Genomic DNA, 21641 nt, shown 5'->3' on the forward strand with positions numbered 1-21641 from the left:
GGAAGCGTCAGAACTCCCATCATCGCAGGTCAGCAGGCACCTCTTCTCGTTTCCTCATCCACAGGACGCGAGTCACTCGGTGGATCGAGGCTAAGGCACATGATCAGCGGAAGCCTGCATGAGGGGGAGGGCCAAGCCGAGCATGCGGGTGATCACACGACGGGCCGTCAAGGCGTCCGGCAGCCCGTACTGCGAGACAGCCCGCCTGGTGGCCGGGTCGGGTGGAGGACCACAACGCGTTGCCCCGGGCGCGCCTGCGCCGCGATGCGCTCCCGCTCGGAGGCGCCGTTACCGAGCCGCTGCGGTCGCCGCAGCGCATGACAGCTTGACCACATCGTGTTGCAGACGCTCCTCGTCCTGGCGTCCGTGGTCGAGGAAGGTGAAGGGCAGCGGGCGGTTGGGGGCAGGGTCGCCCTGTGTGTAGCGCGGCACGAGATGGAAGTGCAGGTGGGGCATGCCGTTGCCCATGGCCAGGAGATTGATCTTGACCGGCTGGTAGACCTCTTCGACGGCCTGTGTGGTGCGCAGGACCTCCAGCCAGAATCCCGCGGCCTCGTCCGTGGTGAGCTCGGTGGGTTCGGCGATGTGGCGGCCGTTCCAGATGGCGACGCTGTAACCGCGCACCATGCCGGAGCGCTGTAGATAGGTGTCGGCGTACCGTCCGCTGTGGAAGCGGATGCCGTAGCCGTTGTCGGCCTTGCCTCTGTCGGCGCACATGCCGCACCCGCGTCCGGTCAGAACGTCGTGCCACCGTGAGTCCCAGTCGGAGGGCGCGTGATTCGAGCGGGTGGATTGCTGGGCTGTCATCAGCGGCACGGTATCGGGGGCTGGAGGACACATGCCGTCAACGCGCAGGGCGTGGTCGTCCGTTCCTCCGCGGCACCGTGCCACCGTTCAACCCTTCGGCTCTCTGGCGGGGCGAGGATCCCGGCTGCTGTGCTCGTGTCAAGAAGGGGCCAGCCCCGGTCGTCGGGTTGGTCGCCTATTGATCCACGACGAGCGTGGGGGCGGTTGCTCTGTGAACGCTGCACGGAGGTACAGGACCGGTGAGTTGACCGGTGGCAGGTGGACGGAATCAGTAGATCCGGGCTTTGGCGCCGTGGTGTTCGATCTGTTCGGCACGCTGGTGAACGCTCCGTCCGGTCAGGAGCGGGCACGCCTCGCGACTGAGCTGGCACGCGCGTTGGGTGTGGCGGATGGAAAAGTGCGCTCAGCGCTCAATGCCGGTGAGTTAACGCGTCGGCGCAGGTCAGGCACTTGATGGTGCGGGGTTTGGGTGGGAATATCCCCTGGTGACGTTGCGTGATCCGTCACTTCTGGTGATGTGTCGGCGGAGGCCGGGACACGGCAACGGAGTTCCCGGTAGGACAGAAGACCGACCAAGATCTGACTGTCCGTGAGGGAACTCCGTTGGGTACTCAGTGTGCCATCGTCCGCATGCCGTCTGCCATCACCGAGGGCAGCCAGGCTCCGTTGAACAGGCTGGTGGCCCCCACGGACCGGCGCTTTGGCGAGCACGTCCGTCTCGGCGTGTTGACCGAGGAGATCAGCCCTGAACTGGTTGACGAGGTCGTGGAGTTGACCGGCTGCGGCGAGCGTCGCCGCCGTTGTCGCCGGCCCGGGCGGTGGTCTACTTCGTCCTGGCGTTGTGCCTGTTCAGCAGCTCCGACAGTGCCGGGCCGCCGGGATACCGATCGGTCCTACGCACATTGACGGAGAAGCTGCGGCATCTGCCGGGCCTGTGCGTGCAGCGCTTGCCCACCAGTTCGGCCCTGACACGGGCCCGGCAGCGGCTGGGCGACAAACCGCTGCAGGCGCTGTTCGAGCGGCGGTGCGGCACGCTGGCCACAACCCTCACTCCGGGCACGTTCGCCTTCGGGCTGCGGCTGGTCGCCTGGGACGGCACCGCGCTGGACGTCCCCGACACCCCGGCAAACGCCGCCGAGTTCGGCTTCACCGGAAGGGACGGAGTCAACCAGAGCGGACACCCGCAGGTCCGCCTGATGGCCCTGACCGAATGCGGCACCCACGCCCTGGTCGACGCGGCCTTCGACGCCGTGGCCAGGTTCAGCGAGCACAAGCTCGCCCGCCGGCTACTGGCCTCCCTGCGACCGGACATGCTACTGCTGGCCGACCGCAACTTCGCCGGATACCAGCTGTGGGGCCTGGCCCGCGCCACCGGCGCCCACCTGGCCTGGCGGATCAAGAAGAACCTGGTCTTCGTGCCGCTGCGGGTACTGTCCGACGGGTCCTACCTGTCCATCATGCGCACGCCCGCCGAGAACATCCGCCACGGTCAGGCCCGCGCGGCCGGACGCACCCTGACCGAGCCACCCCGGGGACACCTGGTACGGATCATCGAGTACACCGTGACCATCCACCCGCAGGCCGGCCCACCCCGCACCGAGACGTTCCGGCTGGTCACCAGCCTGCTGGACCACCACCTCGCCCCGGCCCGCCAGCTGGCGAGGGCATATCACCAGCGGTGGGAGATCGAAAACGGATTCGCGGAACTGAAGAACCGCCTGCGCGGCGCCGGATTCATCCTGCGCTCCAAGGCGCCCGAGCTGATCTACCAGGAGATCTACGCCCTCCTCACCGTCTACCAGGCACTATGCGCACTGCAGACGCGCGCGGCAGAACACGGCGGGACCGATCCTGACCGGATCTCCTTCACCGTCACGGTGCAGCTCGCCCGGCTGGCCGTCGCCGCCCAGGCCGCAGCCGACGTCACCACGCTGGACACCGCCCGCCGCGAAGTCACCACAGAGCTCTTGGCCGCCCTCCTCCCGCCCCGGCGCAACCGGCAGTGCCAGCGCATCAAGAAGCCGTCCAAGAACACCTTCGAGGTCAGAAAACGGGACCAGCCCCGCACTCCCAGTAACGTCCGCTACACACTCAAAGTCACCAAGCACCCCACCTGACCTGCACCGACGCGTTAACTCACCGGCATTGGCTCAGCGCTGGCGGAGTCCTGGAGGTTCCGGCACGAGGGGCAGTTGACATCGGTACCCGAGGTGGTGCGGGATCTGGCCGGCCGGTGCGACGCGAGGCGGCCCGATCTCGTCACAGCGGTCGATACGGTGAGGGCGCACGCGCGCAGCCGGCTGGTGAGCGAGAGCAGTGTGCGGGCGGTGCTCACCGGGCTGACGGCGCGGGGCGTCGCGGTGGCGGTGCTCTCGGACGCGGCGGTGGAGACGGCTGAGGCGTGGCCGCGGTGCGCGCTGGCCGGGCTGGTCGACGGCGCGTTCTTCAGTTGTCGGGAAGGGTTGGTCAAGCCGTCGCCCGCGCTCTACATGAGGGTTCTGGCCATGCTGGGCGTCCCGGCGGGGCAGTTGCTGTACTGCGGTGACGGGGGCGGGGATGAGCTGGCCGGCGCGGTGCGGGCGGGGATGACCGCGGTTGGTGTGCCGCACCGTGGCGGTGCGAGTGCGGTGGCCTACGGCGTGCGGGGCTGGGACGGGCCGTGGGTGGCCGGGGTGGAGGACGTGCCGGATCTGGTCCTGCACGGCATGGTGCCGCGCATGCCGGGCGAACGCCCGAGCGCGTGACGCAGAAGGGGGCGCGACGGCTGGATTGCCGCCGCGCCCCCTTCTGCGTCCTGTTAGATGTGCTCCCGGAGCACGTCCAGAGCGGTGCGCGGGTGTTCCAGGACGGTCAGCGGCGGCGGGATGGGCTCGTCGAACGGATCGTGGCGGCGGTGGTTGAGGACCGCTTCCACGAGGCGCCAGCAGGTGCTGTGCCCCACCACGATCAGGGTCGTCTCCCGGGTGAGCGTGCTGTGCAGGTCCAGGAGGCGCGTGAAGACGCGCGTTTCGACGTCGTGCAGGGACTCGCCGCCGTCGGGACGTACGTCGTAGCGGGTGTCGACGGCGGGCCAGTCGGGGTCTTTGGCCAGGTCGCTGAAGGGGGTGAGGGTGTAGCGGCCGAAGTGCCGCTCCCGTAACTGCTCATCCGGTATCGGGCGCAGGGCGGGGCCGCTGATCAGGTGGGCGGTACGCAGGGCGCGGGGCTGGTCGCTGCTGTAGATAACCGCGGTGGTGTCCAGCGCGAGGGTACGGCCGAGCTGGCCGGCCTGTTCGAGGGACTCGGGCAGGAGGGGGGCGTCGGTGCGTCCCATGAGGATGGCGCCGGCGTTGGCGGTGGTCTTCCCGTGGCGGACCATCAGGAATCGGCCCGGTGTGCCGCTCATGACTGGTCCTGTGGGGACGCCCAGCCACCGGCGGTGGTGATGACGGCCTTGAGTCGGTCGTGGGCGGGCCGCGCGTAGGCGCGGTAGGCGCGGTCGGCTTCGGAAACGGGGACGGAGTGCGTGAGGAGGAGGGACAGCGTGTCCAGGTGGGCGTACAGGTAGTCCTCGGCGGGGCCGAACCACTGCTGCCAGGGCGGCGTGATGCTGGCCTTCACGGTGAGGTTCTTGCGCAGCAGCGCTTCGTAGGGGACGACGTACTCGGCGTCGTCGGGGACACCCAGGGCGAGGATGGTGCCGCTGTGGCGGGTGAGGGTGACGGCGTCGCGTACGGTGCGCTGCTGGTGGCCGACGGCCTCGACGCAGATGTCCACCGGCGTAAGGGCATGCTCGCTGGCGGGCCAGGCGGCTGCGCTGTCCTGGAGTCGGTGACTGACGCCGAACGCGACGGTGATCTCTTTACTGCGGGCGACGGGGTCCACACCGGTGACCACGGCCCCGCGCCGGCTCAGCACGTAGGCACACAGCAGTCCGATCGGTCCCATGCCCAGTACGGTGACGCGGGCTCCGGTGACGTCGCCGAGCTTCTCGGTTGCGTACAGCACGGTGGCCACCGGCTGGATCAGGGTGGCCTGGGCATCGGTGAGATGGTCGGCGGACACCGGGTGGGTCGCGTTGCGGTCGGTGAGGTAGATCTCCGCCAGGCCGCATTCATCGGCGGGCATGGCCAGGACGCGCTGGCCGACTTGGAGATCGGTGCCGTTGGCGTCGGCCACGTGACCGACGCATTCGTGGATGGGGAAGCCGATCCGCCCCGAGCGCGGGTCGGCGGTGCTGCGCCACTTGGGCAGGTCGCTGCCGCAGAGTGCTGCGGCGCTCAGGCGGACCGTCACCTGCCCGGCTACCGGATCGGGTTCTGGGGCGTCGGGGATACTCTCGAACGTTTGGGGGGCTCGCAGACGAAGGGCATACACGAGGGGTCCTTTCGCGGGTGAGTGCGCCGCGAACCCGGCCGGTCGTTCTGACGGGTTACGGCGCGTCGGGGTGGAGCAGGGCGGACACCTGGGCGGCCAGTGCGTCGATGTCGACGTCGTCGAAGCGGGTGGTGTCCACGGTCAGTACCGGCCCTGGCAGCTCCAGGGGCTCGTAGCGGCCGAGCAGCAGTTCGCCGCGGAATTCGTCGATGTTCTGGTCATCGCAGTGGCCGGGGTGCCGCTCAGCGGACGAAGAGCGGGCGGTGAAGCGGCTGAGGAGGGTGTTGCCGTCCGTGCTGCACTGGATCTGAACGGCGTTGGCGCCGGTGGCCTTGAGGAGCTGCTGAAAGTCCGGGCTGGAGTGAGTCCGGCGGAAATTGGACTCCGTCAGGCAGCTCGTTCTGGCGCCCAGGGTGTCGGAGAGCAGGGAGAACAGGACAGCCACGGACGCGGCGCCGAGTTCTTTGGACCTCTGGCGGTCCGACCACCCGAGGGTGTCGAACAGGGACTCCTTGATGGCGTCGCGGCTGTACCAGGGCAGGGTCAGGCGTGTGGCGAGCTGGCGGGCCAGGTAGGTCTTTCCGGTTCCGGGGGGGCCGGAGATGATGACCACAGTTGGGGCGGGCACAGGATGTCCTTCCGGGACGGTGCGACAGCGAGATCGGCCGGCGTCTGCACATGCAGCCAGTCGCCGGTGAATTCGCGGAACGCTACCGCTCCCTGGGGCACGAGCGCTGCCAGTGCCCGGGTATGACTGATCGGCTCCGGACCTGCCCGCATCAGGGACAGGACCTGAGAGGTGATCAGGTAGGAGTCGACGACTTCGTAGCGGCCCGGCTCGCGGTGTGGCAGGCGGTGCCACGAGGTGACCGTGGTGTCCTGGGCGTTGACCGTGTGGTGGCCTTCCGTACGCCACTGCTGGCTGGCCGCCGTGACGGGCCGTCCGTCGGTGGACCACTGTTCAAGCATGTGGGACAGCAGCCGGGTGTAGGGCAGCAGGACATTTCCGGCAACGATCAGGACCGGGGCGGGCAGGCGTTCGGCGAGATGGAGAACTCCCACCGCCCCGGGCGCGCACTCGGCAACTGCCTCGATCCGCCCGTCGACACGCTTGTGCCAGTCGGGAACCGCGGCCGTCACGTCCGTACCGCGGTGGCCGGTGAGCAGGACAACGGGTGCTGGGGCCGGGACTGCGGCGCAGACCTGGGTGAGGATGAGTTCCAGGAGCGGCGTTCCGCACACCTCGGACATGGCTTTCTGCCGGTGGATGCCGGCCTTTCCCATGCGGGTGCCCAGTCCTCCGCAGAGCACGATGACGGAGGTCACAGGTCACTCCTCGCACCGGGGCAGGACGTGGGAGGCCAGCCACTCCAGCAGGTGAAGGTCCTCAGTGCACACGCTCAGGTAGTCCACCCCCGCGTCGGCACGCCGGTGAAGCGCATCAGCGATCTGTCCGGGACTGCCACCCACGGTCCACCAGTCGCCGTCGGGGTCGTTGGGCGGGTTCGTGCTGAGATCGCGGATCTGGAGATGGAAGGCGGGCGCAGGCATCTGCGCTGGGCGGGCGCCGCGCACCGCGGCGATCTGGGCGGCCACCGAGACGGCGGTGGGTGTCTTGCCGACCAGGCGGGGCCGAGTCGGCACGGTCAGCGCCACGGTGTCCGCGAAACGGGCGGCAACCTCAAGTATCCGGGACGTCCCGGCCGCGACGATCACGCGGGGCCGCGTGGTTCCTCCGGCCAGAAGGCGGGCCAGCGAGGCTCGCGGGTCGTCGTGCGCGGGCGGGCCCGTGGGCCATGCCTGCCGCAGCACTGTCAGGGTGGTTTCCAGCGAGTTGATCCGGGCCCGGGCCGCGCGGACGTCCGGGCCGAGCGCGTCCAGGTCGGCCTGCTGCCAGCCGGCGCCGATGCCCAGTTCGAACCGGCCGCCGCTGATCTGCTGAAGCGTCACGGCGCCTCGAAGGGTCTGGACGGGCAGCCGCAGTGCGTCCAGCACAGTCATGGTTCCCAGGCCGATGGTTCGGGTGTCGGCGGCCAGGCGGGCCAGCAGCACGAACGGATCGGGGACAGCGACCGCAAGACCCTGGTGAGGGCGGGTCAGGTGATCCGGCACGGCGAAGCAGCAGTAGCCCATGTTCTCGATCTCGGCGGCGGCCCGCACGGTCTCCTCGACTCCCTGGCCGGGGGCGGGCGTGTACTGCACGCCGATCTTCACGCGCGTCATGAGGCTCCTCCTGCGGTCAGTGCGGTCACGGCCGGGTACAGCGCGGGGACACGAGGGACGGCCCAGGTCAGCTCCACCGGCTTGTAGCCGAGCTTGGTGGGCGACAGGTGCCGCCAGCGCCGCTGGGGCACCGGCACTGGGGCGCTCGCGGTCTGGTCCTCGGGGCCGCGACTGGTCATGCCATGCAGGAGGTGTTGCACGAGGGTGAACATCTCCACGCCCATTGAGAAGTTGTCGCCCTCGTCCTTGGGCAGATGGGCGTGCGGCAGCGTAAGGGCGTTGACGATCCGCCCGGCATGCATACCGGGCCGGAACAGGGTGTTGATCAGGAAGCTGATCTCCAGGCCGTAGCCCGGGGCCAGCTCCATCGCGGCCCACGCGGCAAGCGTTGCGCCCTGGTCGCCGTGCAGAAGGAAGGAGAAGCGGCTCAGCCAGTGCTCAACGAGGTGGTCGCGGCGGCTGGACAGCCACAGCGACAGTGCCCGCGAGGACCGCCCGCCGGACTTGGTGATCTGTTCGACCGCCGACTCCAGTTCTGCGAACTGGGCCGGTCCCAGCGTCTGAAGCAGCGCGTCGCGGGTGGGGACGAACCCGTCCGGGAGGCGCTCGCCCACCGCCGGGGCCTGCGGCACGCAGCGGGCCAGGGCCGCGTCCAGCAGATCCGCGAACCCCCAGGTTCGCTCACCCGCCGGCTTGGCCATGTCCGGCGCCACGGCCAGGCGGAGGCTACCGCCCTTGGCGAAGCTCACACCGGCGAAACGCGGGTCCACACACGGCACCTCGCCGGTGGCAAACCCCAGCGCCCACGGTGCGTACAGGGCGAAAACGTTCTCGGGGTCGTAGACGAGGTAGTCATTGTCCAGGAACACCACGAACCGGCGCTCCGGGTCCCCGCCGTCCCTCAGCAGCGAGGCCAGGCAGGACAGCAGGTGCTCGGTCTTCCCCGCCCCGGGCACCGGCGCACCGCTCACGGCCTCCACCAGCAAAGGATGTCCGGCCAGCACCGGCACCCCGGTATCGAGCAGAGCCGTCAGCCCCGCCGGAGCTGGGCCGCCCTGGTAGCTGACCGCCAGGTCGACGCCGGGCGTGTGCCGCAGGTCCTTCAGGGCGCGGCACAGGCGCGCGGTGGTCTCGAACCGGGCGCCGTCGTGCCCGTGGCATAGGACGACCAGGTGGACCGTCAGGCCGTGGCGGCGCATCGCGGACGCGACCTGTTCCTCCACTTGCGCCCGTCTGGATCCACCGGGGCCCAGCAGGACGTCCAGGTCCATGTCCAGGACCTTGTCCGCGTGCGGAGCGAACATCAGCTCACCCCCGCCCGCACGGTCCCGGCCGCCGCGTACATGCGGTCGATCACCCCGGCCACCACCGCGGCCTGCCCGCCCGGGCACAGCGGCTCGCCGCTGGTACGCACCGCCGTGGCGAAGTCCTCATACATCGACGGAGCCGGGCCGAGCACCGAGAAGGTCGTCTCCTGATGCTGGCCCTGCTCACCGCGCAGGACAGTCATGCGGTAGTCGCGGTAGGAGTCGCCGACATTGTCGCCCCGTACGGCCGCCCGCGTGCCCCGGATCTCCAGCGAGACCTCTTCGGCGCGCGGCAGGTGCCCGAGGAAGCTGGTCTCCACCGCAAGGGCCGCGCCACCGTCCAGGTGGAGCATCCCCACAGCGGTGTCCTCCACGTCCCCGCCCCCGGAACGCCCCTCCAGCAGCCGCCGGCTCGTCGCCGCCGTGACGTCGTGGACATCCGGGAAGCCGAGCATCCACAGGGCCAGATCGATACGGTGCGTGCCCAGGTCCAGCAGCACACCGCCGCCCGCCCGCGACCTCTCCCGGTACCACGACCCCGGTGCGTTGTCCCGGCGCACCCACACTGTGCGGGCGAAGTACACATCCCCCAGCTCACCGCTGCGCACCAGCTCGCGAGCCGCCCAGTGCGCAGGGTCCGCCCGGAAGTCGTGCAGCGCTGCCAGCACCAGACCGCGTTCCTCGGCCAGACGCGCCAGGGCTGCGGCCTGCTCTCCCGTGGTGGCCATGGGCTTCTCGACCGCCACGTGCTTGCCGGCCCGCAACGCTCGCTCGGCGAAGTCCGCGTGTGCGTCGTTGGGCACCGAGACCACCACGGCATCGATATCCGGGTCTTCCAGGAGCTGTTCGTAGCGGGTCGTCGCTACGCACCCCGGCCCGGCATCGGCCAGCGCCGCCCTGGTGCGCTCTTCGTCCAGATCACACACCGTGCTCACCGTGCTGCCGCGCGCCTGCTGCCAGCCGCGCACATGCCGCGCCCCGTGCCTCAGACCGACGACACCGATGCGTACCGGCGCGCCGTTCACCGCTTCCTCCATGAGGTCCCCTTCCGGGTCATCCGCCCCCGCCGGCCAACCAGCCGGGCGGGGCCTTGTCTGCTGGGGAAGAAGACCACCGGCCCAGCACCGGCCGGAAGACAGAACAGCGGTTGAACGGTTGCACGCTGCGCAACATCAACTACGCACGGCACGCAGGCCGTTACGCTCGCTCTGGAGGTGACGCCATGCCCCGATTACCCAACGACGCCCTGCTCCGCCTCATCCACGAAGCGGACCTGAAGTACGAGGCACTGGCCAAACGTGTCAACGCCCTCGGCTGCGAGCACGGCCTTTGCCTGCGGTACGACAAGACGGGCGTTTCCCCTTGATCGTGGACACCCTGATCATTGGATCGTGAAGATCCATAGGACAGGAGTTCCCGTTGGGGACGTCGAAGTACACCCCTGAGTTCCGGGCCGATGCCGTCGCGCTGTACCGCGCGAGCCCGGGGCGTACGTATGCCTCGGTGGCCAAAGACCTGGGCGTCAACCACGAGACGCTGCGGGTCTGGGTGCGTGAGGCCGAGCAGGCCGCGGTGCCCGGTACCGCTGAGGCCACCGCCCTGGCGCGAGAGAACAAGCAGCTCAAGGCCCGGGTTAAGGAACTCGAGCTCGAGCGGGAGATCCTGCACCGGGCGGCCAAATATTTCGCGGGCGAGACGAACTGGTGATCCGCTTCCAGTACGTTGCCGACCACCATGACGCCTACGGCGTGAAGCGGCTGTGCACCCTCCTGGCCATCTCCCGCTCCGGTTTCTACCGCTGGCGCGAAGCCGGCCCGGCCCGCGCCGAGCGCGATCGGGCCGACCGGGTACTGACCGAACGCATCGCGGAGATCCACCGGGAGTCCGACAGCACCTACGGCAGCCCGAGGATCACCGCCGAACTGCGGGACGAGGGCCCGCCGGTCAACCACAAACGCGTCGAGCGGCTGATGCGCCGGTCCGGCATCGTCGGGGCACACCTGCGCAAGAAGGTCCGCACCACGATCCCCGCACCCGACGCGACGCCGGTGCCGGACCTGCTCCAGCGGGACTTCAACGCCGCCGCACCGAACCAGAAGTACGTCGGCGACATCACCTACCTCCCCATCGGCGACGGACAATTCCTTTACCTCGCAACGGTGTTGGACCTGCACTCCAAGCGACTGGCGGGCTGGTCGATCGCCGACCATATGCGAACCGAACTCATCGCCGACGCCCTGCGGGCCGCCGTCGGCACGCGGGGCGGGAACCTGCGCGGAGCGATCTTCCACAGCGACAACGGAGCCCAATACGCGTCCAGGGAGTTCGCGGCACTCTGCGACCGGTTCGGCGTGATCCGATCACGCGGAGCCGTCGGCACCAGCGCCGACAACGCCGCCGCGGAGTCGTTCAACGCCAGCCTGAAAAGGGAGACACTCCAGGGCGCGAAACGCTGGCCCGGAGCCCGCGCCGCCCGCCTCTCGGTCTTCCGCTGGGTCACCCGCTACAACACCAGACGACGGCACTCCGCCCTCGGCCAGCAGAGCCCAATCACCTACGAACAACGATCAAGTACTCTGACCATCGCCGCATGACAACCGGTGTCCTCGATCAAGGGGAAAGCCCCGACCTCGGTCAGCCACTGGATACGCGGCACCGCCCCCGCAGGCATGACACCTGTCCTGATATGCCGTGTCCTATCCCAACGCCTGCGACGCCCCGTACCCCTGCACCACGCGGGCTTCACCGCCAACGGCCCGCATGAGGCCGAAGCGGGTCTTGCCTATCACCCGTCCCTCGCCTCTACTGTGAAAGAAATCGAGCTCCTCAGGAGGTACGACGTGGACCGCCGCGACTTCCTACGCTCCTCCACCTACGCCGGTGCCGCGGTCATGGCCGCCAGCGGCCGCTGGCTCGAACAGCACCCCGATGCACCGGCCACCACCACCGCGGCAAAGCGCGTCGGAACCACGGACGTCATCCGGGTGCGCGACACCCTCACCGCCTTACAGCACCTGGATGTCACCCACGGCGGCGGCCACACCCGGCCACTGGCCGTGCACTACCTCAGCACTGTCCTGGACCTGCTCACCGGAAGCTACAACGAGAGCGTCGGGCGCACCCTGCGCCAGACCACCGCTGAACTCCTCCTCTCCATCGGCCTGATGGCCTACGACATCGGCCACCACCAAGCAGCCCAGCGCTACATGATCCAAAGCGCGCGCATGGCCCAAGCCGCCCACGATCAGCCGCTCGGCGCCCGCGCCTTCACCATGCTCAGCCACCAGGCCCTCCACCTCGGCCACCCCGCCCAAGCCATCGATCTCGCACGCCGCGCCCGCCATGGAGCCCCCCAGGCCACCCCCGGAGCCACCGCGATCTTCCACGTCTTCGAAGCCCGAGCCCACTCAGGTACCGGAGACACAGCCTCCGCCGAAACCGCGATCAGCCAGGCTGAGAAGCACTTCGCCCGCGCCCGGCCCGACGACGAACCCGACTGGTCACGCAACTACACCCGAGCCGAACTCGCCGGCGAGATCGCCTGGACCTACCGCGACCTCGCAATGCCCGGCCAGACCCGCCGCTACGCCACCGAAGCCGCCACTCATCCGGCGACTATGCTCCGCGCCCACGGCTTCAATCACTCACTCCTGGCCACCACAGCTCTCCAGGAGAATGACGTTGAACTGGCGTGCGATCACGGCCGCAAGGCGCTGCACTGTGCCGTCCAGGTCATGTCCGAACGCGTCAGTGACAGCGTCAGCGACGTGCTTATCCGGCTCCAGCCGTACGCCGCCCACCCACGGGTCAAAGACCTTACCGACGAGTTCGCCGCCGCGTTCCCTCACCACTGAGACCTCCGCCTTACCAAGCCGCCCACATTCCGGGCCTCGGTCTCACTGCTGACCCTCACCGGCGACGTTTCCGGCGCCCCCTGACGGCCGCCGCCTGTGCTGGCGGCCGTCGAGGTGCAGGCATGGTCACACGGCGGGATCCTGGTTCCCCGAGCGGATCATGCGGCGCAAGCTGGTCCGCGCCCCGGCGAGATCGTCCTCCGTCTCGGTGAGCTGGCCCTGTAGTTCCTCGGCACGGGCCTTCTCCTGGGCGAGTTCGCCTTCGAGGCGCTGGTTGGCGGCGGTGAGTTCGTCGACGCGGGTGCCGAGGTCTGCGGCGCCGACCTGGTCGATCTGCTGGCCCAGGGAGCGGCGCACGGCGGCCTTGAGGCGCTCGACTTCCTCCCGCAGCCGCCGGTTGTCCTCCCGGGTGGTCTGCAGTTCCACCTGCCAGCCGGCCGGAGCTTTCCGGCCGGCCTCCTCGCTCGGCTGACGGGCCTGGCGGCGCCGCGCCCGCTCGATGACCTCGCGCAGCTTTGTGGCTGTGGGATCAGCGGACGGCCTGGGCCTTGGCGAGCGCCTTGTCGACCTGGGCGTCCACCAGGCCCGGCGATCCGGAGACAACCATCAGAACCGTCCCGGTGCGCACGGCAACCTGCTTCACCACGCTGTCCCGGCCGCCGGCGGTGAAGGTCATCAGCTGGCTCCACCTCTCGTCCCCGAGCTGGGCGGCTTGCAGCTTCTGTGTGCTCACCTTGATCGGGGTGCTGCCAATTACCACCTGATAGACCGGGCACGCGGCCATCGCCCCGAAGATCTTTCCCGCGCCCTCGGAGAGCTTGGTCTCCGTGCCGCTGTACAGCTCCTCGGCCAGTTCGGAATCCGGGCCGCCGCTGTAAGTGAAGGTCGCGTTCGTCTTGCGGGGGAAGTCCAGGCTGCCGCCGGCTGCAGCATCGCCCCCCAGTCCGTCGAGGGCGGGGCAGCCGATGACCGTGACGTCGTCGTGGGACGACTCGTGCTCGAGCTTGCGAACATAGCCGGTGCCGAGGTCGTTCTCGTCGAGGAGGCGGTCACGCAGGACTGCCGAGGACAGTGGGGTGCCCTGCGGTTGGTTGCCGTCTTTGCCGTCTTTAGGTCCGGTCTTCGCGGCTGGGGAGGCGGGGGTGGTCCCGATGGAGGGGCTGTTGGAGCAGCCCGGCAGAGATAGGGCGGTGAGAGTGATGAGTCCGAGGACGGTGAGGGAGCGAAGGCGCATAGAAACCCCTGGGTTGGCGCGGAGGACTGGCAGCGCCGAAGGAGACGAGGCTCGTCCGGCGGGGCGGGGGCGTTAGGGGTCAATGGCCGAGGTACTTGAGGGCATCTTCGAGGCTGGTGTGGTGGTGGTCCATGGGGCCGGAATTCCGGTTGAACCACGCTGTGTCCAGGCCCGGTTCGACAGACGTGTGGCCGGCCGGACAGTGCAGCCGTATCTCGTCGCGGGTACTGAGAATGACCCAGTCTCGGTAGGCGCCGCACTCGGGGCATTCACGGATCTCGCCGTTGACGATGAGAGGTTCGTTGTGGCGGGTCATCATCCCGGCGAATTCGTCGCGGCCCGGCACTCGGAGGTCCTTCGGCAGGAAGTCGTCCACCACAGGGGCAGACGCAGCCGGCTTGGTGGCCGCCTCGGGTGCACCGTCTGGGGAATCAGGCTCGTCGGACCACGGCTCCTGCCAGAGTTTCTGCAGCATCTCGCCCGACTGACGCTGAGCCTCACGCAATTCCCGTATTGCACGCTTGCGGCGGAACATCCTTCTCCCTCTCGTCGGCCTGCGGGCCACCATGAGATTGCCCCAGGCATGTGACCAGATTCCACTCTTAAACTCTCCAGTAACCAGATCACCGGGATTTTCGGTGCTGGTTCTGCCGCGCGATGGAACGAACTGCCGTCCCCGAGGGGGACTGTGCGGCGCTGTCGCCGTCGGTGAGGGGCGGGGTGGACGTGTCCGCGGGGAGGTCGGCCATGCGCCGCAGCCGCCACACCAGCACGTCGCTGATGGAGCCTGCTGTGTCCAACTCCCTGCACGCTGCGGCCTCGGCCAGCAAAGCGGCGGGTTCGTGCCCAGCGGCTTCGGTGTCGGCGAGTGTGGCCGCCAGTGCGTACCAGCCGGGCTCGGCCAGGATCTCCTCGGCCAGCTCCGGCACCGCCTGGCGCAGATAGGCAGCCTGCTTGAGCCGCTGCGGCTGGGCCATGCGCCGGCCCCTGTGCTGCAGAGCGCCCATGGGCTGCACGGCTGCCAACTGGTAGGCAGCTCGCAGATGCTCGGCCGCCTCGCGCGCAGCAGCGGCTTGCTGCGCGTGCTGGTGCTTGCCGTGCCAGTTCGCCGCGGCGACGACCAGGAAGAACACCGTGTCGATCAGCATCGCCGTGGTGGCCCCGTCCTCGCCGCGGCCGAGGGCGGGCCCGCTCTGCACGAGGTTGCGGGCCGCCTGGCGCAGGGCGCGGTCGTGTCCCCGCTCGGCCCGGATGTGCGAACGGGAGGCCCGCTCGAACGCGAAGGCGGCATCGCGTAGTTCGCGACGGGTGTGGGCGGCGGAGGTCTTGGCGAGCGCGTCCAGGACCTCCCCGGCAGCGGCGACGTGCGCGGCGACCTGGACGTCGTCGTCATGGTCGATGACCAGCGCGGCCTGCCACGCAGCCGCCGCTGCACGGCGCCGTGCAGATGCCGGGCCGCTCGGTGCGACGCTGGAGGAATCCTCGCTGTACTGGCTGACGTCGTGGTCGCCGGACCAGCGCTCGCGGATGCGGGGGAGCGACAGGTCGGGGGCGAGCTTGGAGCCCGAATAGAAGATCGATTCACCGCCCTTGTTGCGGTCGTCGCTCAGCGCGACGGTGTAGCCCAGCAGGTCTCCGGAGGGCGCGACCCGCTGGCGCACAAGAACCCCAGAGGCGCGGAGCCGGTCGAAGAACTCACCCTCGCCCTCCGCGCCGGCCACTGCGCGACGCACGGTCTCCCGCAGCTCCTCGCGAGGCGTCCGCTCCCTCTTGTGGCGGTCGGCCTTGTGGCGTTCCGCGCTGGTGGGGCGTTGGGCGGCGGTGCCGTCGCCGGTGTTCAGGCGGCGGAGTCCGTAGTCGATCTCGATTTGCCGGGCCTCGGCCTGCGAGCGTTTGCCCTCGAAGTGGCGACGTGCTTGCCGGCCGTCCTCGCGGACGATCGTCGCGATGATGTGGATGTGGTCATCCGCGTGCCGGACCGCTGCCCAGCGGCATCCGGCCGGGTCGTCGACCGGTGCGATGCCGGTGGCCGCGACCATACGCCGGGCGATCTCGCCCCACTGCTCGTCGGTGAGGATGGGGTCTTCGGGCGCGGCACGAACGGACAGGTGCCACACATGTTCCGCGGGGCGGTCGCGCTTGGGCAGTGCCTCGACGGGCTGATCGAGGAGGCGTTGCAGGTCGCCGTAGGTGGCGTTGGGGTCGCGGCCGGGGTCGGGGGCGAGGCTGTCCCACGCTGCCACGAGGTGCGGGTCGATGTGCTCCTCGTGAGTGCCGGGGCCGTAGAGGTAGTACAGCAGACCGATGGTCCGCGTACCCATTTTGTGGGCTCTGGGGATCACAGGGACCGCGTCTCGGTGTCGAGGTAGCGCTGGGTGAATTCGTCCACGCGCCGGGCGGTTCGGTGTACGGCTTTGAGCACAGCGTCTGCGTAGGGGACGTCGGCGCCGGAGTTGGTGGCCTTGGCTACCTGATTGAGGTTGTTGCCGATCTGACCGAGGTGTCGTCGCAGTGTGAAGAGTTCGTGCAGGGCTTCTCGGTCGCCGGCTATTTCTGCCGCGGTCCGATCGAGGTCGCGGGCTGCATTGAGTGCGGAGCGGGCGAGAAAGTTGGCGACACTCATGTGGCACACGGAGGCTGCTCGGGCGAGGAGTTGGTACTCGTCGTCGTTCATGCGACAGCTGGGCTGACGCACGCGCTTGTTCTCGTCGCGCAGGCGCTCGCGCTGCTGGACGTGCGGCTTTGACGGAGCGGCGTGGGTGCAGGACGGGCTGTGACAGGTGTGCTGTTGCTGCCCTTCAAGATGCGAGCCGCCCTCGGTCGCATCCTGAAGGATCGGCGCCCCCCGGAGCCGATCCTCTCCCGCCACCCCCGGGGCGGGAGACGCAAAAGCATTGCTCCCAACGGGAGCAATGCTTTTGCTACAACTTGCTCGCGTCGAGGTCGAGTTGGTGTCGACCTCACCCGGCGCGTGGGGGTGGGGGGCGTTCGGGTTCGTCATCGGCTGTGCTTCCTCGTCGTACGAGCTACGTGCCGGGCCGGTCGCGTGCAGGAGCAGGTCCCGGAACGAGACGGCCACCAGGTACTGGCGTCGGTGCGGACGTTGCGGGCGTGCTCCCGGGCGGGGCGGTCGCGGTGTTCTTCTCCGTCGGCTGGGCGGTGGCCGGGTGAGCAGCCGGGCCACCGCGTCGAGTCGGGCGAAGTGCAGGCGCTGGACCAGCGCCTATACGGCTCTCAGCCGCATTCGGGGCAACTTTCGAAGTGCCGGGAGAGGGCCCGGGCCATGTTGCCTTTGACCCTGAGCGCGTTCTTCGCGCTGGTCTTCGCCGGAGCAGTGCCGGCGTGACGCTCGGCGTGGCCTCGCAGGAAGCTGATGTCCCGCTCGAAGTCGGACTTGATGTGCGCGAAGCGCGGGCACGTTCTCACCGTGCACTCCTCTTTGTAGTGGGGACGGGCGCCGTCTCGTGGCGCAGGCGGTGGAGGACCGGGGACAGCCGGGAGTTTCGGATACCGATGCCCTGGGCGCGCATGATCTCCCTGAGCTGAACCCGGGTGATCTCCTCGTTTTGATCGCGCTTCAGCACGGCAGGCACGTGAGGCCGCAGACGCTCGGTGATCTCGTCGTCCGTGAGCGGACGAGACGACCGGGACCGACCGCCTTGTCTCCCTTGGGAATCGTGCCGGGCGCGCTTCGCCGACGCCGCCTTCCCGCGGTCGGTTTCGGGGACGGTGGGGTTGTGGTCCCGGTCCCCGGTGTGGTGTGCGGGGTGGGTGCGGGGACCGTCGGTTTCGGGGACCGTGTGGGGACGGTCCTGGTGGTGGTCGGTTTCGGGGACGGTGGGGTTGTGGTCCCGGTCCCCGGTGTGGTGTGCGGGGTGGGTGCGGGGACCGTCGGTTTCGGGGACCGTGTGGGGACGGTCCCCGTGGTGGTCGGTTTCGGGGACCGTGACGTCGCGATCCCAGTCCCCGACAAAGATCGCGCCAGGCCCCCGGTCCCCGTCCTTGCCCGATCCCAGATAGGGGACGGCAGCAGTGGCCGGGACCGGCAGCGCATCTCTATCCCGGTTGGGGACCGCACCGGTCCGGCCAGCGGGGCCGGCTTCGTCGGCGGCCGGAGCCCTGGGCGGGACCGAGTCGTCCCGGTCCCGGTCCCGGTCCCGATCCGGGACGGGCTGGGGGTGGTGGCGGGTGATGAGGATGTAGAGGTGGACCGCGCCGGCCAGGGCGAGCGGGGCCAGGGTGGACAGGACGGCGACGACGGTGTCGCCCAGGCGCAGCCCGTCGTGGGTGGTCTGCTGGTTGAGGCGAACCGCGTGGAGGGCGTTGGCCCAGATGCTGGCGGCGGTGGCGATGCCGAAGAGCGCCCACACATATAGCCGGGCGCGCAGGGGCGCTGCGGACAGCACCAGCAGGGCGCGCACGCCGTAGGCGATGAAGCCGTCGATCACGAGCGGGAAGAGATATGTGAGGAGGCCGCGGACGTGGATGGCGACGGCCATCTGCTGGAGCGCGTCGTACGAGAGCGCGCAGCCAGCGGCGCCGAGGGCGACGATGGCGATGCGGTCCCAGACTCCGATGGGGGTGACGGCGAGGGGCGTGGTGTGGGTGCGGGTCATGCGGCCTTTCCGAGCGAGTTGATCAAGTCCTGGGTATGCACCTTCGGGGGCACGGGGGACGAGGTGATTACCTCCTCCTCGCCGTCCTTGTCCTTCTCGTTCGCCTTGTTGTCGTCGGTCGAGGCGGCGTCGTTCTCCTGGACCACCTCGTCGTACAGGCCCCAGTACCGGTCGCGGTCCGCGATGGCGTGGCCCGCTTCACGGAGCTGGTCGCGGATCCAGTTGAGGTCGCTCTGGAGCAGGTAGGCCAGGCGCTCGGCGCCCCATCCGCGCAGGTAGGCGTGGCGGACGACGGTCTCGCGCTCCGGGGTGCTGAGGTCGACATCACGGCCCATCAGCGCAGCACGCACCCGGCTGTAATCGAGCCGCTTAGTGATCTTGGCGTGCCAGGGGCTGCGCTCGGCCTCGGTCAGGCCGCCCCAGATTCCCAGGCGGATCTCGTTGTCGAGCGCGTAGTTGAAGCAGTCTTTCTTGACCGGGCACTGGGCACAGAACCGCTTGGCTTCGGCGATGGACGCGTGGTCGCGCCTCCGCGGGAAGAACAGCTTCTCGGAGCGGGCTGTCGAGAGGTCTTTGCACGCGCCACGGGCCTGCCAGCTGCGGTCGGCGATACCGCGCAGGGCCGGGGGCGGGCCGTCGTTGGTGGTGTTGTAGCGCATGGGGAATCTCCGGTACATCTCGCGGACAGCACGGCACACCGACGGGGGAGTGCGGGTCTGGCGGCGCGACAGGGCGGGGGCGCGGCAGGATGCCGGGCCCGAGGGGATCGGTGGCAGGGGGCCGTCAGCGGCGCAGGAAGCGGCGGTCCAGGCCCGTGAACTCGACCGGGGTGCACATCCCCGACAGCCGGGACAGCACGCGGTCGCCGATCTTGTCGCGCAGGACCGGCTGGCGGGTGTCCATGCCTGGGGTGCGGACCGGCGGAAGGTTACTGGTGACGATCGTGGGGAGCCGGTTCTGAGCCCGCCAGTTGAGCAGGCGGAAGTTCAGCTCCTCGGTCCACTCCGTGCCTTTGGCGGCGCCGAGGTCGTCCAGCAGCAGGAGCGGGATCCGCACGATCCGCCGAAGCATGAACTCCACATCCATGCCAGGGCGGAAGCGCATCTCCGCGTACAGGTCGGCTGCGGTCGTCGCGTGCCAGCGCACGCCGCACCCGGCAGCGGTCAGAGCGCGGATGGCGCCGTAACCCTGGTGTGTCTTGCCGGTACCGGTCGGCCCCCAGAGCAGCAGCGAGGGGCCGTGGGCGATCTGCCGGCGACCGGCGCCGCCGCGGTTCGGGTTGAGTCCGCCGGCGTTCGGCGCGACGGATGCGTCGGCGATGGTGCGCACCCACGCCGCGATGCCGGGGTGCTCGACCACCGCGTCCTGGTAGTCGACCGGGATGCGCTGCTGCGCGGCTTCCAGGGCCGGGACGGGCTCGGGCGCATCGGTGAGCTCCACTCCGTGCGGGCCCAGGCCGCGTTCGACCAGCTTGCGCTGCATCCAGGCCACGGCGGGGCTTTCGGTGACCGCCTGGGGGTCGGCGAGCATGGGGCGGGTCACAGGCAGCCTCCGAACGAGGTCGGCTCAGCGGTCGGATTGAGGTACGGCGTGTACGAGGCGCTGGCCCATGGCCCCGCGCCGGAGGCGGATGACGGCGTCGTGGCGGCGTGCTGCGGTGAAGCGTTGACGACCTCGTTCACCAGGCTCGGCAGGACGCTGGGATGCAGCCCCTTGGCACGCAGCCGTGCCATTGCCGTGCGGATGTCGTCCGGCTCGAACCGCTCGTCCAGCAGGGTTTTGATCTTGCGTCCCAGCAGTCCGAGCGTGTCGCTCGGCGGGCGGCGGTTGCAGCCGCCTGCGTACTCGGCCACCAGGTCCTTCGCGGAGACCGACCGGGAGGCGGTGCCGGGTGCGGGCGCCTCGCGCCCCGTAGGTACAGATCCAGGATCCAAGATCCTAGATCCAGACGACGAGCCCTCGCGAGGATGTGGCGAGGATTCATCGAAACCGTCCTGACCTGCGGATTCTCCTGGTGCTTCGGTGTCCTCCCCATCAGGTCCCGCCGACAGGTCTGCTCCTGGCCTGTCGCCAGGGGCGCTGGCGCGTGTCGAGGACCGGTCGCTAGGTGAATCGGGCGATACGGGGTGATCGAACCCTCGACGAATGCTCGGCGAGACAGGCGCCGAAGCGGTCGGGCAGAGCTCGGCAACACAGGATCCGCACTTCTGCTGCCGCTGGTGCTCGCGGCAGCGGGGCAGACGCGAGGCGGAGGGGCGGTCGATCTTCTGGTGCCGCTGCCACGTCACGATGTGAAGGTAGGTTCGGCCGTCGCAGCCGGCGTAGCGGCAGATCAGACCGGCGGCAGCCAGCTCTTCCAGGTCGCGGGCGACGTGCGCGGGGGTGTGTTCGGCGCGCAGCGCCCACAGCCGCCCGGCGATGATGGCGGGGTGGTCGCGGAAGCGCCCGGTGTCATCGGCCAGGGTGAGCAGGCCGAAGAAGGTGAGTACCGCGGTGACCGAGCACTCGGCCAGGGACTCCGACTCGAACGCTTCCGGTTTGATCGTGCGTATCCGGGCCATCAGGCAGCACCCCCGGCTGCGGGCCGCTGTCGCTCAGCCGCTGCGAGGTGGAGGTGAAAGGCGGATGGCGTATGGGCTGCCGCGCTGGCCGCGGTCTTCGGCCTTTTGCGAAGGGCAGTGGGCATGCAACACTCTCCCGTGAAGTGAGATCCGCTCTGGTGGACCCGTGGAAAGGCCGGGGCGGTGCTGGTGGGTGTCTCCGGCTCTTGGCTGGGCCGGAGGTGCTGTTCAGCGTTCGGCGTCCGGGAGTTGGCTCTCTCGGGCGCCACTGCTGTGTTCTGGGCGATTCAGGCCCGGGTGCTGCGAGTGATCGGTGTCCCTCCTCGGCGTCGTGCCGGGCGGGTGCCCGGCGAGCGACGACGAACATATGCGGATGCCCCGTCAAGATCCATAGATAGCTCTCGAACTCAGTACAACTTGTTTGGCAGGCCCGTAGACGGTCTGGTGGGCGTTCCGCGTGGCTGGTCCAGCGCGGGCATGGCTACGGTGGCCCGCCGCGGGTGTTGGCCGGGAACGGAGTCGTGACCTGCGTGCGGGCCTGCCGGGATAGGTTGGAGGGGCATGAGTTGTCTTCCGGCCTCGGCGATGTGTGGGCAGGTGTAGGGGCGCGGCTGACCGCATGGGAGAACGCTGGGCGGGTTGCGACCGAGCATCTGCACTGGAAAGCTACGCGACGTGCTTTG

23 protein-coding genes are annotated in these 21641 nt (G+C 69.4%); 5 read left to right on the forward strand and 18 right to left on the reverse strand.

All coding sequences use genetic code 11. The features are described from left to right. Positions 1-288: 288 nt before the first annotated feature. The gene (locus tag ACZ7IB_RS35385; RefSeq protein WP_470918307.1) at positions 289-807 is read right to left on the reverse strand and encodes an HIT family protein; all 519 of its coding nucleotides are present in this window, start codon (positions 805-807) and stop codon (positions 289-291) included. Between the two features lie 818 nt (positions 808-1625). On the opposite strand from ACZ7IB_RS35385, the gene ACZ7IB_RS35390 reads away from it, so the two are divergent. Next, the gene (locus tag ACZ7IB_RS35390) at positions 1626-2924 is read left to right on the forward strand and encodes an IS4 family transposase (RefSeq protein WP_470918412.1); all 1299 of its coding nucleotides are present in this window, start codon (positions 1626-1628) and stop codon (positions 2922-2924) included. A 75-nt stretch (positions 2925-2999) separates the two neighbouring features. After that, a complete protein-coding gene (locus ACZ7IB_RS35395) occupies positions 3000-3551 on the forward strand; it encodes an HAD family hydrolase (protein ID WP_470918309.1) in 552 nt (183 codons plus the stop codon). A gap of 53 nt (positions 3552-3604) precedes the next feature. On the opposite strand, the gene ACZ7IB_RS35400 is transcribed toward ACZ7IB_RS35395, so the two are convergent. The 7 genes from ACZ7IB_RS35400 to ACZ7IB_RS35430 are packed head-to-tail and all read right to left on the reverse strand — an operon-like array spanning position 3605 to position 9730. Continuing rightward, the gene (locus ACZ7IB_RS35400) at positions 3605-4192 is read right to left on the reverse strand and encodes a histidine phosphatase family protein (RefSeq protein ID WP_470918311.1); all 588 of its coding nucleotides are present in this window, start codon (positions 4190-4192) and stop codon (positions 3605-3607) included. Next, positions 4189-5163, reverse strand: coding sequence for a zinc-dependent alcohol dehydrogenase (locus tag ACZ7IB_RS35405; protein WP_470918312.1), 975 nt, complete (start codon positions 5161-5163; stop codon positions 4189-4191). The genes ACZ7IB_RS35400 and ACZ7IB_RS35405 overlap by 4 nt, the downstream gene beginning before the upstream one ends. Before the next feature lie 55 nt (positions 5164-5218). Then, positions 5219-5791 (reverse strand): P-loop nucleotide/nucleoside kinase family protein, encoded by a 573-nt coding sequence (locus ACZ7IB_RS35410; protein ID WP_470918314.1) that lies wholly within the window; start codon positions 5789-5791, stop codon positions 5219-5221. Then, the gene (locus ACZ7IB_RS35415) at positions 5707-6489 is read right to left on the reverse strand and encodes a nucleotidyltransferase family protein (RefSeq protein WP_470918315.1); all 783 of its coding nucleotides are present in this window, start codon (positions 6487-6489) and stop codon (positions 5707-5709) included. The genes ACZ7IB_RS35410 and ACZ7IB_RS35415 overlap by 85 nt, the downstream gene beginning before the upstream one ends. Before the next feature lie 3 nt (positions 6490-6492). After that, positions 6493-7386 carry an LLM class flavin-dependent oxidoreductase gene (locus tag ACZ7IB_RS35420; RefSeq protein ID WP_470918317.1) on the reverse strand — a complete coding sequence of 298 codons (894 nt, stop codon included), beginning with the start codon at positions 7384-7386 and terminating at the stop codon, positions 6493-6495. After that, positions 7383-8690 carry a hypothetical protein gene (locus tag ACZ7IB_RS35425; protein WP_470918318.1) on the reverse strand — a complete coding sequence of 436 codons (1308 nt, stop codon included), beginning with the start codon at positions 8688-8690 and terminating at the stop codon, positions 7383-7385. The genes ACZ7IB_RS35420 and ACZ7IB_RS35425 overlap by 4 nt, the downstream gene beginning before the upstream one ends. Next, on the reverse strand, positions 8690-9730 hold the full coding sequence (locus ACZ7IB_RS35430) for a Gfo/Idh/MocA family protein (protein WP_470918319.1): 1041 nt from the start codon (positions 9728-9730) through the stop codon (positions 8690-8692). Before ACZ7IB_RS35430 ends, ACZ7IB_RS35425 begins: the two co-directional genes overlap by 1 nt. 185 nt (positions 9731-9915) lie before the next feature. Here ACZ7IB_RS35430 and ACZ7IB_RS35435 point away from each other — a divergent pair, with 185 nt between their 5' ends. The 3 genes from ACZ7IB_RS35435 to ACZ7IB_RS35445 all read left to right on the forward strand — a co-directional run bounded on the left by ACZ7IB_RS35435 (position 9916) and on the right by ACZ7IB_RS35445 (position 12547). Next, positions 9916-10059 carry a hypothetical protein gene (locus ACZ7IB_RS35435; protein ID WP_470918320.1) on the forward strand — a complete coding sequence of 48 codons (144 nt, stop codon included), beginning with the start codon at positions 9916-9918 and terminating at the stop codon, positions 10057-10059. A gap of 53 nt (positions 10060-10112) precedes the next feature. Then, positions 10113-11287 (forward strand): IS3 family transposase gene (locus ACZ7IB_RS35440; protein WP_470918322.1). Its coding sequence is split into 2 segments (ribosomal slippage): positions 10113-10383 and positions 10383-11287, totalling 1176 coding nucleotides; the frame shifts between segments, so codons are not numbered across the junction. A gap of 246 nt (positions 11288-11533) precedes the next feature. After that, positions 11534-12547: a transcriptional regulator gene (locus ACZ7IB_RS35445; RefSeq protein WP_470918323.1), complete on the forward strand. Its 1014-nt coding sequence runs from the start codon at positions 11534-11536 to the stop codon at positions 12545-12547. A 126-nt stretch (positions 12548-12673) separates the two neighbouring features. On the opposite strand, the gene ACZ7IB_RS35450 is transcribed toward ACZ7IB_RS35445, so the two are convergent. From ACZ7IB_RS35450 to ACZ7IB_RS35495, 10 genes are all read right to left on the reverse strand, one after another. Then, positions 12674-12973: a DUF4164 family protein gene (locus ACZ7IB_RS35450; RefSeq protein ID WP_470918324.1), complete on the reverse strand. Its 300-nt coding sequence runs from the start codon at positions 12971-12973 to the stop codon at positions 12674-12676. 103 nt (positions 12974-13076) lie between these two features. After that, positions 13077-13781: a hypothetical protein gene (locus ACZ7IB_RS35455; protein ID WP_470918325.1), complete on the reverse strand. Its 705-nt coding sequence runs from the start codon at positions 13779-13781 to the stop codon at positions 13077-13079. Positions 13782-13860: 79 nt separating this feature from the next. Further along, positions 13861-14316: a hypothetical protein gene (locus ACZ7IB_RS35460; protein WP_470918326.1), complete on the reverse strand. Its 456-nt coding sequence runs from the start codon at positions 14314-14316 to the stop codon at positions 13861-13863. Between the two features lie 88 nt (positions 14317-14404). Next, on the reverse strand, positions 14405-16123 hold the full coding sequence (locus tag ACZ7IB_RS35465; RefSeq protein ID WP_470918327.1) for a relaxase/mobilization nuclease domain-containing protein: 1719 nt from the start codon (positions 16121-16123) through the stop codon (positions 14405-14407). Next, the gene (locus tag ACZ7IB_RS35470) at positions 16120-16476 is read right to left on the reverse strand and encodes a plasmid mobilization protein (protein ID WP_470918414.1); all 357 of its coding nucleotides are present in this window, start codon (positions 16474-16476) and stop codon (positions 16120-16122) included. Before ACZ7IB_RS35470 ends, ACZ7IB_RS35465 begins: the two co-directional genes overlap by 4 nt. Positions 16477-17015: 539 nt before the next feature. Further along, positions 17016-17207, reverse strand: a complete 192-nt coding sequence (locus tag ACZ7IB_RS35475) for a hypothetical protein (RefSeq protein WP_365690489.1) — start codon at positions 17205-17207, stop codon at positions 17016-17018. After that, positions 17204-18397, reverse strand: coding sequence for a DUF2637 domain-containing protein (locus ACZ7IB_RS35480; RefSeq protein ID WP_470918329.1), 1194 nt, complete (start codon positions 18395-18397; stop codon positions 17204-17206). Before ACZ7IB_RS35480 ends, ACZ7IB_RS35475 begins: the two co-directional genes overlap by 4 nt. Next, the gene (locus tag ACZ7IB_RS35485) at positions 18394-19056 is read right to left on the reverse strand and encodes a WhiB family transcriptional regulator (protein ID WP_470918330.1); all 663 of its coding nucleotides are present in this window, start codon (positions 19054-19056) and stop codon (positions 18394-18396) included. The genes ACZ7IB_RS35480 and ACZ7IB_RS35485 overlap by 4 nt, the downstream gene beginning before the upstream one ends. Before the next feature lie 124 nt (positions 19057-19180). Next, a complete protein-coding gene (locus tag ACZ7IB_RS35490) occupies positions 19181-19927 on the reverse strand; it encodes an ATP-binding protein (RefSeq protein ID WP_470918416.1) in 747 nt (248 codons plus the stop codon). Positions 19928-19935: 8 nt separating this feature from the next. Next, the gene (locus ACZ7IB_RS35495; RefSeq protein WP_470918331.1) at positions 19936-20958 is read right to left on the reverse strand and encodes a hypothetical protein; all 1023 of its coding nucleotides are present in this window, start codon (positions 20956-20958) and stop codon (positions 19936-19938) included. Positions 20959-21641: the final 683 nt, after the last annotated feature.

This window comes from Streptomyces sp. NPDC037301 (assembly GCF_055602785.1).